This is a genomic window from Nitrosospira sp. TNL300 (assembly GCF_055385915.1).
Genome location: NZ_AP041005.1, coordinates 3,153,363 through 3,166,540, shown reverse-complemented (window position 1 = coordinate 3,166,540; position 13,178 = coordinate 3,153,363). Strand labels below are relative to the sequence as shown.

14 protein-coding genes and 2 tRNA genes are annotated in these 13,178 nt (G+C 53.4%); 14 read left to right on the top strand and 2 right to left on the bottom strand.

The window, feature by feature from the left end:
* Positions 1 to 9 precede the first annotated feature (9 nt).
* On the top strand, positions 10 to 465 hold the full coding sequence (locus tag ACZ5BW_RS14545; protein ID WP_464541203.1) for a hypothetical protein: 456 nt from the start codon (positions 10 to 12) through the stop codon (positions 463 to 465).
* A gap of 67 nt (positions 466 to 532) precedes the next feature.
* Here the strand turns inward: ACZ5BW_RS14545 and ACZ5BW_RS14540 are convergent.
* Positions 533 to 627, bottom strand: a tRNA-Lys gene (locus ACZ5BW_RS14540).
* A 106-nt stretch (positions 628 to 733) separates the two neighbouring features.
* Here ACZ5BW_RS14540 and ACZ5BW_RS14535 point away from each other — a divergent pair.
* The 11 genes from ACZ5BW_RS14535 (at position 734) to ACZ5BW_RS14485 (ending at position 10,721) form a co-directional block, all read left to right on the top strand.
* Positions 734 to 2,044 (top strand): tyrosine-type recombinase/integrase, encoded by a 1,311-nt coding sequence (locus tag ACZ5BW_RS14535; protein ID WP_464541201.1) that lies wholly within the window; start codon positions 734 to 736, stop codon positions 2,042 to 2,044.
* A gap of 94 nt (positions 2,045 to 2,138) precedes the next feature.
* Positions 2,139 to 2,648 (top strand): hypothetical protein, encoded by a 510-nt coding sequence (locus ACZ5BW_RS14530; RefSeq protein ID WP_464541199.1) that lies wholly within the window; start codon positions 2,139 to 2,141, stop codon positions 2,646 to 2,648.
* Positions 2,649 to 2,983: 335 nt separating this feature from the next.
* Positions 2,984 to 3,193, top strand: coding sequence for a hypothetical protein (locus ACZ5BW_RS14525; RefSeq protein WP_464541197.1), 210 nt, complete (start codon positions 2,984 to 2,986; stop codon positions 3,191 to 3,193).
* 8 nt (positions 3,194 to 3,201) lie between these two features.
* Positions 3,202 to 3,939: a hypothetical protein gene (locus tag ACZ5BW_RS14520; protein ID WP_464541195.1), complete on the top strand. Its 738-nt coding sequence runs from the start codon at positions 3,202 to 3,204 to the stop codon at positions 3,937 to 3,939.
* Positions 3,939 to 5,075 carry a hypothetical protein gene (locus ACZ5BW_RS14515; RefSeq protein ID WP_464541193.1) on the top strand — a complete coding sequence of 379 codons (1,137 nt, stop codon included), beginning with the start codon at positions 3,939 to 3,941 and terminating at the stop codon, positions 5,073 to 5,075. Before ACZ5BW_RS14520 ends, ACZ5BW_RS14515 begins: the two co-directional genes overlap by 1 nt.
* A gap of 402 nt (positions 5,076 to 5,477) precedes the next feature.
* On the top strand, positions 5,478 to 6,704 hold the full coding sequence (locus ACZ5BW_RS14510; RefSeq protein ID WP_464541191.1) for a phage major capsid protein: 1,227 nt from the start codon (positions 5,478 to 5,480) through the stop codon (positions 6,702 to 6,704).
* 9 nt (positions 6,705 to 6,713) lie between these two features.
* The gene (locus ACZ5BW_RS14505) at positions 6,714 to 7,277 is read left to right on the top strand and encodes an HK97 family phage prohead protease (RefSeq protein ID WP_464541189.1); all 564 of its coding nucleotides are present in this window, start codon (positions 6,714 to 6,716) and stop codon (positions 7,275 to 7,277) included.
* On the top strand, positions 7,274 to 8,503 hold the full coding sequence (locus ACZ5BW_RS14500; RefSeq protein ID WP_464541187.1) for a phage portal protein: 1,230 nt from the start codon (positions 7,274 to 7,276) through the stop codon (positions 8,501 to 8,503). The genes ACZ5BW_RS14505 and ACZ5BW_RS14500 overlap by 4 nt, the downstream gene beginning before the upstream one ends.
* The gene (locus tag ACZ5BW_RS14495; RefSeq protein ID WP_464541185.1) at positions 8,409 to 8,711 is read left to right on the top strand and encodes an HNH endonuclease; all 303 of its coding nucleotides are present in this window, start codon (positions 8,409 to 8,411) and stop codon (positions 8,709 to 8,711) included. The genes ACZ5BW_RS14500 and ACZ5BW_RS14495 overlap by 95 nt, the downstream gene beginning before the upstream one ends.
* Positions 8,712 to 8,791: 80 nt before the next feature.
* Positions 8,792 to 9,187 (top strand): P27 family phage terminase small subunit, encoded by a 396-nt coding sequence (locus ACZ5BW_RS14490; protein ID WP_464541183.1) that lies wholly within the window; start codon positions 8,792 to 8,794, stop codon positions 9,185 to 9,187.
* Positions 9,156 to 10,721 (top strand): terminase large subunit, encoded by a 1,566-nt coding sequence (locus tag ACZ5BW_RS14485; protein ID WP_464541181.1) that lies wholly within the window; start codon positions 9,156 to 9,158, stop codon positions 10,719 to 10,721. The genes ACZ5BW_RS14490 and ACZ5BW_RS14485 overlap by 32 nt, the downstream gene beginning before the upstream one ends.
* Before the next feature lie 190 nt (positions 10,722 to 10,911).
* Here ACZ5BW_RS14485 and ACZ5BW_RS14480 read toward each other — a convergent pair.
* A tRNA-Lys gene (locus ACZ5BW_RS14480) sits at positions 10,912 to 10,987 on the bottom strand.
* Positions 10,988 to 11,149: 162 nt separating this feature from the next.
* On the opposite strand from ACZ5BW_RS14480, the gene thiO reads away from it, so the two are divergent.
* Together thiO and ACZ5BW_RS14470 are read left to right on the top strand one after the other, a co-directional pair.
* A complete protein-coding gene (thiO, locus tag ACZ5BW_RS14475; RefSeq protein ID WP_464541179.1) occupies positions 11,150 to 12,274 on the top strand; it encodes a glycine oxidase ThiO in 1,125 nt (374 codons plus the stop codon).
* 172 nt (positions 12,275 to 12,446) lie between these two features.
* On the top strand, positions 12,447 to 13,169 hold the full coding sequence (locus tag ACZ5BW_RS14470) for a YebC/PmpR family DNA-binding transcriptional regulator (protein ID WP_464541177.1): 723 nt from the start codon (positions 12,447 to 12,449) through the stop codon (positions 13,167 to 13,169).
* The last annotated feature ends 9 nt before the right edge of the window (positions 13,170 to 13,178 follow it).

Genomic DNA, 13,178 nt, shown 5'->3' with positions numbered 1-13,178 from the left:
GGCGACATAATGAAGAGTTTTGTCACAGCGCTCATCTTTATCATTCTGCCCCCGGTCGCGCTGGCGGGGGTGGCCGAAGACTTCCTGAGCGATCTGCCGATTACCCGGCAACTCAAACCGAAAGAGAAGTCCAAGAGTAAAGGGTCTGCCGAAAATCCTCCAAAGTATTTAAGCGAAGAGCAAATAATCAGGAACGAGAATGGCGATGTTATTGGCTATGCAGTGCGTGGTAAGGGCACAAAGGTTAATATTTTTTCAATCGATGGGATAGAAGTTGGGTTTATTGATCGGGGAAAAAATGGGAATGTTGTATTCACGCCTACTCTTCAAGCATTACAAATAGAAGCTGACGCCAAGCGTCAGGAGAGAGAGGCGTCACGACGATGGATTGAGGAATTCAACCGTTCACGGGAGAGAAAACAACAAGAAGCTTTATATGAAATGATGCTGTTTATGTTAATCTGAAAGGTTACCCTTACGTTACCCAGTAAGATGGTAAGGGATTGGAGCAGAAACATAAGTCTTTGAAATATGGTAGGCCGTGGCAGATTCGAACTGCCGACCAACGGATTAAAAGTCCCGCTGAAGCAGTATTTATCCCTGTTGATCCCTATTCCGCTATCCCCCTAGTTTTCATTAAAAACAATGAATTAAGGCATTTTAGCCTGTTCGTTGTGTTGATTCCTGTTCCGCTATATACTGAAAACCGGGTTACAAATCGGTTACAAATTTTATGACAAAGGCAAAACTCACTGCTGGCAGGATAGAAAAATTCCATTGTCCTGAAGGCAAGCAACAAGCCTTTCTCTGGTGTGATGAGGTTCAAGGCTTGGGGGTGCGCGCCACTGCCGGCTCAGGTCGGAAGAGTTACATTTTCCAGGCCAAGGTTGACGGCAAATCCATGCGCGTCACAATTGGGGACGTGAGCGCGTGGAGCATTGCGGAAGCTCAAAAGAAAGCACGTGAGCTAAAAGTCACCATAGACAAGGGCGACGATCCCCGGCAGGTGGAAGCCGATAAGGAAGCTGCCAAGAAAGCAAAGGTGGCGGCTTTGAAAGCACAAAACCTGCGCGAATCGGTAACGCTGGGCATGGCATGGGAAGAATACCTGACCGCTCGAAAGCCCTATTGGTCTGAGCGCCACTATCGGGACCATGTGGCCGACATGCATCCGGGCGGCGTGAAAAGAAAAAGGAGCAAGATACCGCTGACCATCCCCGGCCCCCTCGCCTCACTGTCTGCCGTTCGCCTGGTAGACATCACCCCCGAACTGGTGGAAGAGTGGGCGCGGCTTCAATCAGCGCAGAGACCGACCCGCGCCCGTCTCTCATTGCGATTGCTGAAAGCTTTTCTCTTCTGGTGCGAAAGCCATCCGAAATACAAGGAAATCGTTACCCATAATGCGGCAAAGAGCAAAACCGCACGCGAAAGCCTGGGCAAACCCTCAGTCAAAAATGACGCGCTTCAACGTGAGCAATTGGCCGCATGGTTCGACGCGGTAAAGCAGATCGGCAACCCTGTCACCAGCGCATATCTGCAAGCCCTGCTATTGACCGGCGCAAGGCGAAATGAACTGGCTACGCTTCGATGGGAAGATGTGGATTTTCAGTGGAACAGCCTGACCATTCGCGACAAGGTAGAAGGCACTCGAATTATTCCTCTCACGCCTTATGTAGGCCATTTGCTGAGCGTTTTACCGCGTCGCAATGGTTGGGTATTCAGTAGCCCTATGGCAGAGTCTGGAAGGCTTGTAGACCCGCGTATAGCCCATAATAAAGCATGTGCAGTTGCAGGGCTTGAGATGACCCTACACGGACTCAGGCGCAGCTTTGCAAGCCTCTGCGAGTGGATAGAAATGCCCGCCGGAATCGCAGCACAAATCCAGGGACACAAACCGCAAGGCGTACGGGAGCAGAACTATATTCGCCGGCCGCTCGACCTGCTGCGCAAGTGGCACAATCACATCGAAGCATGGATCCTTGAACAGGCAGGAATTGAATTTATAGCAGAGAAACCCGGTTTACAGGTGGTGAGAAACGCCTGACGATCAAGCTCCAGACTATCCCGACGGGGAGAAAAGCGGAAACCTTCACCGCCTGTCTGGCGCCCTTATTCTGAAGGACACCGGAAGGGGTGTTATGAAATCATTGCCTTTACCTGAATGGACAACTTTAGAGGAGGCCGTAGACTATTTAACGGAAAAGCTTGATGAGCGATGGACAACCGGTCACGTCATGGATGCTGGCAAAGACGGCTTATTTTCTGTGCGGGGAACACCAATGCCACCCTTCAATATCTCTCGGGGAATTAAAGTTATAAGAAAATCCTGGAAGGTAAATGGCAAGGAGCTTGAAGCGTACGTGACTACGCGTCTAGCAAACGAGAAAAGGCCCGCGCTAACCACCGTTAAATCCAATAAATTGCGACGAAACATCCTGGACCCTGCAATCGACAAGGCAATAGCTCTTGCCGGAAATACCGAACTTGCGGATGTGTATTTGCAGCTGAGGGATTTGGCTATCGAGGAAGAAAAGCCCTTCAATGGCATTATTGAGGGTGACGCGCTGTGCTATACGAACGACAATGGAGAGCCGGCAAGATTAACCAAGGACGCTTTGGGAAAACGACTTAAAAGCCGCGCAAAGTAGCGGTTTACCGCCGTTAAGCGCCGCTAAGGGAGAATAGCCGCCGAGCATAGCGGTGTTTATAAGCCTCTGATAAATAATGAACCATCTTAAACGAAGCCGAAGGGCGAAAGGTGGTTCAACATGCATTCAGCAGCAAATCAACGCTTCACTCCCCTCGAACATGAAATCCGGCCCGCAGTCCCCACTGATGCCGCCGCGTTCTACTTAAACAGAAAATCCCAAACCCTACGCGCCTGGGCCTGCCTTGAGAATGGTCCTATCCGTCCTATCCGCATAAATGGCCGGCTAGCCTGGCCTGTTGCTGCGATCCGTGCTCTTCTGAATGGAGGTGCGCAATGAGCCCGGTAGCCTACACAATCGAGCAATTCTGCGAAGCGTATCACTGCCCCCGCGAGTATTACGAAGTCCTAAAGCAGCAGTATCTTGCCCCCGACGAAATCAAACTTGGCGATCAAATCATCATCACCCGGCGCGCTGCCGAGGAATGGGAAAAACGGATTGCGAACGAGCAGCGGTCGATTGAATGTGGATTCGTCTCGCTATGAATAATTGCTTGACATTCGCATTACCTCCGGATTATGCTTTCCACACCTCTGCAAATTCAGAGGCCGAGTTTGACAGCTCGGTAGCAAAGGCGGACAACCGCCACCTTGAGCGGTTTTTTTACGTCCGTAGCATGATCGTCACCCCTTTACGGGTGGCTCGTGCGGGGAGCCGAAAGGCTCGCCGGTCCTTTGCCCGGTCTGTCAACCCGCACGAGTCCGCCCACCAGTTTGACAGCTGGGAAGCGGAAAACTTAAACCGCTTGCAAAGGAGTCATACCATGCCTAAGGCATCCCCTCGCGCGTCCGCGCACAAGTTCATCGTTATTTCCGCAGCCCCACGTGCCACTACATATACCGGCACTCGCGAACAGCTAATCTCTTCTGGTATTGCTAAACCAGACCAATTCCCCGAAGGCAGAAAACGCCTGAAATGGGATTACTCGAAATTTCCTGATACGTGGGAAGTGAGAAAGCTCAAAGGTGGAATTTTCAGTATTAACAAAGGCCATGAGCATCAGTACGCAGCACCCAAAAAACCCCCAGAGTTCACCTTAAAAGTAAGTCCGGAAGAAAACGACTGGACACTTGGCGGGAGCGGTCTAGATGAATTCTCCTATGACAGTTCATACCGCGCCATCTACCAAGCGGCTGAATTAATCGTTAATGCGGTCAAGCGCGAACAGTATCAAGCCAAAAGAAGCCACTTGCAGTTGGTAAGGCAGATTACCGCGACAGGAGGCAAATAATGGCCGGGGGCAGCATGCTGTCCCCAGACTTCAATGCGATGCCCGCAGAGCTTCACAGGCATACACGCTGGGTCGTCTGGAAAGGGGCCAAAGTTCCTTACTGTGCCACCATGATTAACAGCACGGCGAGCGTCACCGATCCATCGACGTGGGCCAGCTTTGACCAAGCACAAACAGCCTATGAGGAAGGGGGTTATCTGGGCGTGGGCTTCGTGCTGAATGGTGATGGCATTGTTGGCGTAGACTTGGACAAGTGCATTCATAATGGTGCGCCTGAAACTGCCGCCATGCGCCTGCTAGAGCGCATCGGTTGCAAGTATATAGAAGTCAGTCCGAGCGGTACGGGTTTACGTGGTTTCGGCTATGGCGAGAGCATCGCCGGGACACGTGGCAAGATCGACGGCATCAACGTCGAGCTATACGCTAGAGAGCGTTATTTGTCCGTCACTGGACACCCGCTTTTATCTGGTCCGCTTGTCCCGCTTCCAGGTTTCGTTGATGCGGCAAATACCATTCGTTCCCCTCACCTACAGAAGAGAGCAGAAGATGACAGAAGTCATCTTCAGTCTTCTTCTGTAGTTCTTCTGTGTTCTTCTGTAGGTATCCCAGAACATACCCTGCCAGAACAGGAAGGCCAGCGTAATAAATGCCTGTTTGAACTGGCGCGGTATGTGAAAGGAGTCTATCCACAGGCGACAAAGCAGGAATTGCGCGAAATCGCAAAGCAATGGCACGCACTCGCATTGCCAGTTATCGGCTCAAAAGACTTTGCGGTAACGATGACTGACTTCATGCGTGGCTGGGAAAAAGTGAGGCAACCACATGGAGCAACTATGCAAAAGATCACAAGCAGCATTAACCACTCTGAGCCGCTACCGCCAGGTATAGAAGCGCTGGGGTATGGCGCACATGGAAATCACCTTGTGCGTCTCTGTATGGCTTTGCAGGCGCATGAAGGCAATGAGCCGTTCTTCATCTCAGCTCGGCAAGCTGGCGAGCAGCTAGGCATTCACTTTACTGACGCATCCAAAATGCTGGCGGCACTCGTGGCCGATGGTGTGCTAAAGCTCGTGTCGAAAGGTGTAGGCAAAGTGGCAAGTCGCTATCAGTTTATCTGGGACGAGCGCATTGCTTGAAGTGCAGTCGTTACTGACGACCGCACTTCGATCCTATCTTGTGATCGATCACAAGATAAATGGTCAACGTTGCCAGTGACCTCACTATCACTCCGTGTGATAGTGACATCTGGCGCGGGTTTTAGAGCAAGATGCAACGTTGCACCTTGATTCTCACTTTCCAATTTGGATAGTGAGCCCGTCATAAATTCATGAACCGTCACAGTGACGTCACGCGTTACCGTAACGTTACATTCCCTGCTGAATTTTATCGTGCCAGCACGATAAAACGTAAGGCCGGTTTATGTACTGTTGATTATTATTCATCTTTGTTGTATCTAATTGATTTAAAAGAATATTAGTTGCAATAGCTTGATTCCTGTGATAAAAGTTAGCTAAGTCTTTTTATTACAGGAGCATTTAATGTTGCACTCAATCAAGGAACAACGTGCCTTAGCTGTTGCAGAAATGCGCGGCATGGTCGAAAAAGCACAGTCGGAAAAACGCAATCTTTCGGCTTCGGAAGTAGAAAAGTTTGACAGCCTGAAGGCAAAGATTACCTCTTTGGAGGAAGAAGAAACCCGCGCAACCTTCATTGCAGAAGCTGAGCGGCGCATGAATGGCACCCCGGTTAGCGGCGACAGGTCTTTCACTGAGCTGGAAAGCAATGTGAGCCTTTTGAGCGTGATTCGGGCCGGGATGGAAGGCCGGGCACTATCCGGTGCTGAAGCTGAATACTCGAAAGAGATAGAGCGCAGGACAGGTCGCAAGGCTGGAGGTACGTTTGTTCCCCTCTCCGTTCTGGAAAAGCGGGTAAACCTCACGTCAACCGCAGGTCAAATCGTCCCTACCGACCACCGGCCAGATCAGTTCATCGAGCCCCTGCGCAACAAGCTCCTGGCACGTTCCCTTGGCGTACGAGTCTTAAGCGGCCTGCAAGGCGATGTATCCATTCCTGCTTACGGCTCTGGTGTTACGTCTGGATGGGTAGCTGAAAATTCAGCCCTGACCGCTTCAGACATGACCTTTGCCAGCAAGTCTCTTTCTCCCAAGCACGTTGGCGCATTGTCTGAAATGTCCAGGCAGCTCATCCAACAGAGCAGCCCCGACATCGAGCAGTTGCTCCGTGATGACATGTCATTCGCCATTGCTGCCGCGCTTGATAGTGCACTCATCAAAGGCGGCGGGACCAATGAGCCGAAAGGAATCATCGGCACGACAGGTATACAAACCAGCTCGCTTGCAACACTGGATTGGGCAGGTATCGCTTCGATGGTTGAAAAAATCGAACTGGCAAACGCCACAGCAGGCGCATGGCTCACTTCTCCGGGTGTTACCAAGAAACTGCGCGTCACGCTGAAATCAGCAACGGCAGGAGCGACCTACCTTTCCGAGAATGGCCGCATGGCCGATCTGCCAGTCCACAGCACAAAGCAGGTTCCCTTGGCTACTGCGAAAGGCCAGCTCATCCTGGGCGACTTCAGCCAGGTCTTGCTGGGAATCTGGAGCGAACTCGATATTTTGGTTAACCCGTTCGATTCGACTGCCTACGCTCGTGGCGGCGTGTTGGTTCGGGCGATGGCGACCTGTGACATAGCATTGCGGCAACCTACCGCCTTTGTCCTGGCAAACGACATAACCGTATCGTAAGGGTGCGCCATGATCTCAGATACCATCGAGATAAGATCGGGAGGGGCGCTGCTCATGGACTCTCCCGGCAAGCTGTGGGGCTACGCGGCGATTTATGACTCCCCCAGTCAAGACCTGGGCGGCTTTGTCGAACAGATACTGCCCGGCGCATTCAATCGGTCCCTGAAAAACCCCGGCAATATCCGCGCACTGCTTGAGCACGACCCACAGCGCCTTCTGGGGCGCGTAGGTTCACGTACCCTCACACTACAGGAAGATTGGAAGGGGCTGCGCTTTGAACTGTCCCTGCCCGATACCAGCTATGCGCGTGACCTGGGCGTTCTGGTGGAACGCAGAGACATTGCCGGCTGTTCCTTCGGCTTCAGAGTGCCCAAAGGCGGCGACCATTGGGAGATGCGCTCAGGCCAGCTCATGCGGGATTTGATTGATGTCGATCTGCAAGAAATAACCATTACCGCGAATCCTGCTTATCTCGATACCACTGTCGCCAAGCGCAGCATGGACCTTTGGCGCAAGAAGGAATACTTCGACAGTATCGGGCTCTACCATGTAACGCTTGAGGCGTACGAATGAGCCTGCTCAATCGTGCACTGAATTTCATCGGTTTGGAGCGCAGGACTTATAACGCGAAGGATCCATCATGGAACCATCCCCTGCTGCGTGGCGGAAGCATCACGCCTGGCAGAGCGGAGAGCCTGTCAACCGTTTACGCGTGCGTCTCGGCAATCAGTGAAACGATTGCATCCCTGCCCCTGATCCTTTACCGGCGCACCCCTGACGATGGCAGGGAACGGGCCCCGGATCATCCTCTTTACCGCGTATTGCACGAGCAGCCGAACGAGTTACAGACCGCCCTGGAGTTCCGCGAGATGATGCAGGCCATGACGCTGCTACGCGGCAATGCTCATGCTGAAATCATAAGGGGAAATGATGGGCAAGTGATAAGCCTGATTCCCTTGATGCCTGACCGGGTAACAACGCTGCAGCTTGATAACGGCCGGTTAGCTTATGACGTCACAGACACCAAGGGCAAGGTAAGGCGACTGCTGCAAGAAGAGGTATTCCACCTGCGCCACCGTTCGGATAATGGGCTGGTAGGGGTAGCACCCATTACCGCAAGCCGGGAGACTGTTCAACTGGCACTGGCCGAGCGTGACCACGGCAACTCCACCTTTACCAATGGAACCAAGCTATCCGGCATCCTCAAGTTTCCCAATAGGTTGAATAACGATCAACGAGACAGCCTGCGCGCAAGCTGGGATAGCCAGCACGCCGGGGGAGCGAATGCGGGCAAGACAGCCATCCTCGAGGAAGGCGTGGACTTCTCTACTGTGTCGATGAGCATGGAGGATGCGCAGTGGCTTGAAGCGCGTCAATTCTCCGTTGAGGAAATAGCAAGACTGTTCCGCGTACCACCTACCATCATTGGTGATCTGCGCCACGGTAACTACTCCAACAGCGTGGAGATGAACCGGGTGTTTGTAGTCCATACCCTGCGCCGTCACATGACCATGTGGGAGCAGGCTATCAGCTCATCATTGCTCACCCCTGCTGCCAGGAGAATCTACTTTGCTGAGCACAGCGTGGAGGGTCTACTGAGGGGGGATAGCAGCAACCGGGCTGACTTCTACAGCAAGGGGATAGCTGACGGATGGCTGCTCATTGATGAGGTACGCAAGTATGAGAACCTGCCTAAGTTAACCGATGCCGAACGCAATCAAACAGCACAGACCAAACGCGCCGAGACTGAAAGCGGACAGAAAGAAAGCGCTGACCCCGAACAGGACGCTGGCACTTAATGGAGCAGCCTGGGCACGCCTTAGAAGATATGTACTCAGCCAGCAGCCCTTATGCGTGGAGTGCTTACGGCAAGGGCGAACCAGAGCCAGCCTGGACGTGGATCACATCGATAACGATGCGAGCAATAACGATCTCAGCAATCTGGCCGGTCTTTGTCATAGCTGCCATTCCCGCAAGACTCGCAGAGATTATTCCCGGATCGGATAGAGAAAAAATCACCAGAACGAAAAACCCCAGAACCGTGCGCCTCCCCAAACGCACGCGTCCGCAGTTGAAGATTTAGAGCTATGGCAAATAGACCGACTCCCACAGCACTTAAAAAGCTGGCCGGAAACCCCGGCAAAAGGCCGCTGAACCATGCCGAGCCTATGCCGAGCAGTGGCGCGCCTCCCTGCCCCTCCTGGCTCACTGGTGACGCCTTGGCTGAGTGGAAGCGCATTGTTCCCGAGCTGGACCGCCTGGGTGTTTTGACCTCTGTTGACGGCGCCGTGATCGAGGCGCACTGCGTGACCTATGGGGAAATCGTGGCGACCGTTAAAGCAGGTGAGCCGTTGAAGGCGGCATTGCTGGGACAGCTTCGCGCCTATGCTGCCGAGCTTGGATTAAGCCCTGCTTCGCGTGCCAAGCTTGTTATACCAAAGGGGCCAGAAGATGACGAAACGGCGCACTTCTTCTCGCACTGAGTTTTGGTTCGATGAAGCCGCGGCGAACCGTGCTGTCGAGTTCTTCTCCAAGTGCCTGACCCATACGAAAGGCGAATGGGCAGGTAAACCCCTACACCTGGCTGGGTGGCAAACCGAGAAAATCATCCGGCCGCTATTTGGCTGGAAGCGCAAGGATGGAACGCGCAAATACCGCACTGCGTTTATCATGATCCCGCGCAAGGCGGGCAAGTCTACCCTTGCCGCCGGCATTGCCAATATCCTGCTGTTTGCCGATAACGAGCCGGGCGCCGAGGTCTATAGCGCGGCAGCGGACCGGGAGCAGGCTGCTATCGTATTCGAGATGGCAAAGGGCATGGTGGACGCAAGCGAACCACTGCGCAAGCGGGCCACCTGCTATAAACGTTCCATCGTTGTTCCCTCTACAGCATCCAGCTACAAGGTGCTGAGTTCCGATGCGTTCACCAAGCATGGATTCAGTGCGAGCGGCATTGTGATAGACGAAGTTCACGCTCTGCCGAACCGGGACCTTTGGGACGTGCTCACCACCTCTACCGGCGCGCGCCGACAGCCTCTTACCGTGGCGATTACCACGGCAGGTTACGATCGGCATTCGCTCTGCTTTGAACTGTACGATTACGCGGTAAAGGTGCGGGACGGGATCATCAAGGATGACGCCTTCCTGCCGGTAATATTCGAAGCAGGCAGAGAGGACGAATGGACGAGCCCTGCCACCTGGCGCAAGGCTCACCCGGGCTTGGGCGTTTCGGTAAAGGAAGAATACTTTGCGGCAGAATGCGCCAAGGCACAGCAATTGCCAGGATACGAGAATACGTTCAAGCGGCTTTTGTTGAATATCTGGACCGAACAGAACACGCGATGGATCCCGATGGAAGCCTGGGACAAATGCAATGAGCCTTTGCCGGACCTGACGAAACAGACCTGTTACGCTGGGCTGGATTTGGCTACAACGACCGATATTGCCGCTTTGGTGCTGGCTTTTCCCCTTGGTTCGACTGTTCACCTGCTGCCCTTTTTCTTCGTGCCCGAGGAAGGCATCAGGAGGCGTTCAGAGCGTGATCGGGTTCCGTATGAGGTATGGGCCAGGCAAGGCGATTTAATCGCAACTGAGGGCTCCGTAATCGATTACGAAATAATCAGATCGAAAATAAACGAGCTATCAGAGAAGTATCACATCAAGGAAATAGCAATTGACCGCTGGAACGCTACCCACCTTGCAACGCAGCTCTCCGGAGACGGATTTGAGCTGATCGGTTTCGGGCAGGGCTACGCTTCGATGAGTGCACCGACAAAGGAATTCGAGCGGCGCGTGCTGGCACAGGAAATAAATCACGCTGGCAACGAAGTACTGCAATGGATGGCTTCCAACGTGAGCATCAAGCAGGACGAAGCGGGAAACATGAAGCCGGACAAGAGCAAATCGAACGGGCGTATTGATGGGATCGTGGCAGCTTTAATGGCGCTTGGCCGGATCATGCAATACGATGATGAGCGCGGCAGTGTTTACGATAGCGGGCAGATTACCTTTGTTTGAGTTGCTCCTGGCGTTTTTCGCCCGGTTAGTCGTGAGTGCGTAAACCGCGACGGCCAGCGGTACAGTTTTCTCTCATTTTCCTGTACGCGGCTGGCTCCACCAAATTGGCTTCAGACGGTTACAAAATGGTTACATTTTCGGAAATGTAAAAGATAGCTATATAAGAGGATTATGTAAGTTATTGTTTTTATGGTAGGCCGTGGCAGATTCGAACTGCCGACCAACGGATTAAAAGTCCGCTGCTCTACCGGCTGAGCTAACGGCCCATAGGTGTGAGGGGACGTGCATTATACCGACTCACTCTCCCGATATAAAGTTTTTTGACCGCCTTGTAGAACACATCGGTCTTGTAAGCAGCTGCTCGAATTGCGTTTCATCCCAGAACCGCTTTTGTTATTCTGTGCGGAGGCTTATTGAAGGAATAATTTTTGAGCAGCGATGTGATCGTGATCGGTGGCGGAGTTGTCGGGCTTACCACCGCGTGGGAATTATTGCGTTCGGGCGCGACAGTTACCGCACTTGAGCGCAATCTTTGCGGCCAGGAAGCATCCTGGGCAGGTGCCGGCATACTCTCGCCATTGTTGCCATGGGATTATCCGGAAGCGGTTACCCAGCTTACACAGTTTAGTGCTCATCTGTTTCCGCAATTTGTTGAAGCGTTGCAGGCGGAAACGGGCGTCGATCCGGAATATCAGGCCAGCGGCATGCTGGTGCTGCCCGATTCTTCCCAAGGCTATGTCAAACCGGGGACGTTTGATAAGTGCAACCGAATGCTTCTGGCCAAGCGCTGGTGCGCACGTCACGCCATACCCGCGCAGGAGGCTCAATCGAGGCAAATAGCCTCTTCGCTCATGCGCGACACGACCGCACTCTGGCTGCCCGAAGTATGCCAGGTAAGAAATCCGCGTTTGCTGCAGGCGTTGATAAAGGCGGTGAAGGCACTTGGCGGTAAGGTCGTTGAGCATGCCGAGGTTGCAGGCTGGAAGATCGAGCGGGGATACGTCCAATCCATCAGTACCGTGACGGGCGAGTGTCATTCCGCAGGGCAGTATGTTGTTGCTGCGGGAGCATGGAGCAGGCGGCTTCTGGCCGAGCATGCGGCAGCGCTGGAGGTCTGGCCGGTCCGCGGCCAGATTCTGTTGTTCAAGGTGCGGCCAGGGTTGCTCGAGCCGATAGTGCTCGACGAGCGGGACAATTTTTATCTCATCCCCCGCCAGGACGGGCACATACTTGCGGGCAGCACCCTGGAGGAAGCCGGTTTCGACAAAAGTACGACACCTGAAGCGCGGAAAACATTGCTTGCAAGGGCGCAAGCCCTGATTCCTGTTCTTGCTGAGGAGACGATCGTCGCGCATTGGGCAGGCCTGCGGCCGGCTTCACCTCATAACATACCTGTGATTTCCGTGCATCCAGCGATCTCCAACCTGTATCTCAACAGCGGTCATTATCGCTACGGCGTCACCATGGCGCCCGGCAGCGCGCAGCTCGTAGTCAACATGATCCTGGGCAAACTCCAGCCGCTCGATGTGGTGCCCTATCAGTGGCTGGTTTGAACCCGATCGGTGGCGACCTGAACCCGGTAAGCCTGAATCCAAATAAGTCCGATTATCGATCAGGGAGGCCGCTTGCGGAACTCATTCTTGTCGGCTTTATGCTGGGGGCGGGGGGTGATAACATTGCACCACTTCAATAAAGGACTCAATAAAGAACTCAGGGCATAGAATTATGGCGGGTCACAGCAAGTGGGCTAATATCAAGCACAAGAAAGCTGCGCAGGATGCGAAGCGCGGCAAGATTTTCACTCGTCTCATCAAGGAAATTACTGTTGCCGCAAGACTCGGCGGCGGAGATCCGAACAGCAATCCGCGATTGCGTCTGGCTGTCGATAAGGCTTATGAGCAGAATATGCCAAAAGAAAACGTCGAGCGCGCGATCAAGCGCGGCAGCGGCGATCTGGAAGGCGTGAATTACGAAGAAATACGTTACGAAGGTTATGGCATTGCCGGTGCGGCGGTGCTGGTCGATTGCATGACCGACAATCGCGTGCGTACCGTGGCAGACGTGCGTCACGCTTTTACCAAATACGGCGGCAATCTTGGCACGGACGGTTCGGTAGGTTTTCTTTTCAAGCACTGTGGCCAGTTGCTGTTTGCCCCGGGCACGGACGAAGACAAACTGATGGAAGTGGCACTGGAAGCCGGCGCCGAGGACATTATCAGCAATGATGATGGCAGCATTGAAGTCATCACCCCGCCATATGAATTTGTCTTGGTGAAGGAAGCGCTGGAGAAGGCAGGGCTCAAGGCAGAGCTAGCCGAGGTGACCATGAAGCCTGTCAATGAAACCGAATTAACCGGGGACGATTCGGTAAAAATGCAAAAGCTGCTCGATGCTTTGGAAAGCATCGACGATGTACAGGAAGTCTATACAACCGCGGTGATCGACTGAGCAGGTTTT

Excerpts from the sequence above, each read along its gene's own strand:
- ACZ5BW_RS14545 (WP_464541203.1), top strand. The coding sequence starts at position 10 with ATGAAGAGTTTTGTCACAGCGCTCATCTTTATCATTCTGCCCCCGGTC.
- ACZ5BW_RS14535 (WP_464541201.1), top strand. The coding sequence starts at position 734 with ATGACAAAGGCAAAACTCACTGCTGGCAGGATAGAAAAATTCCATTGT.
- ACZ5BW_RS14530 (WP_464541199.1), top strand. The coding sequence starts at position 2,139 with ATGAAATCATTGCCTTTACCTGAATGGACAACTTTAGAGGAGGCCGTA.
- ACZ5BW_RS14525 (WP_464541197.1), top strand. The coding sequence starts at position 2,984 with ATGAGCCCGGTAGCCTACACAATCGAGCAATTCTGCGAAGCGTATCAC.
- ACZ5BW_RS14515 (WP_464541193.1), top strand. The coding sequence starts at position 3,939 with ATGGCCGGGGGCAGCATGCTGTCCCCAGACTTCAATGCGATGCCCGCA.
- ACZ5BW_RS14510 (WP_464541191.1), top strand. The coding sequence starts at position 5,478 with ATGTTGCACTCAATCAAGGAACAACGTGCCTTAGCTGTTGCAGAAATG.
- ACZ5BW_RS14505 (WP_464541189.1), top strand. The coding sequence starts at position 6,714 with ATGATCTCAGATACCATCGAGATAAGATCGGGAGGGGCGCTGCTCATG.
- ACZ5BW_RS14500 (WP_464541187.1), top strand. The coding sequence starts at position 7,274 with ATGAGCCTGCTCAATCGTGCACTGAATTTCATCGGTTTGGAGCGCAGG.
- ACZ5BW_RS14495 (WP_464541185.1), top strand. The coding sequence starts at position 8,409 with ATGCCGAACGCAATCAAACAGCACAGACCAAACGCGCCGAGACTGAAA.
- ACZ5BW_RS14490 (WP_464541183.1), top strand. The coding sequence starts at position 8,792 with ATGGCAAATAGACCGACTCCCACAGCACTTAAAAAGCTGGCCGGAAAC.
- ACZ5BW_RS14485 (WP_464541181.1), top strand. The coding sequence starts at position 9,156 with ATGACGAAACGGCGCACTTCTTCTCGCACTGAGTTTTGGTTCGATGAA.
- ACZ5BW_RS14470 (WP_464541177.1), top strand. The coding sequence starts at position 12,447 with ATGGCGGGTCACAGCAAGTGGGCTAATATCAAGCACAAGAAAGCTGCG.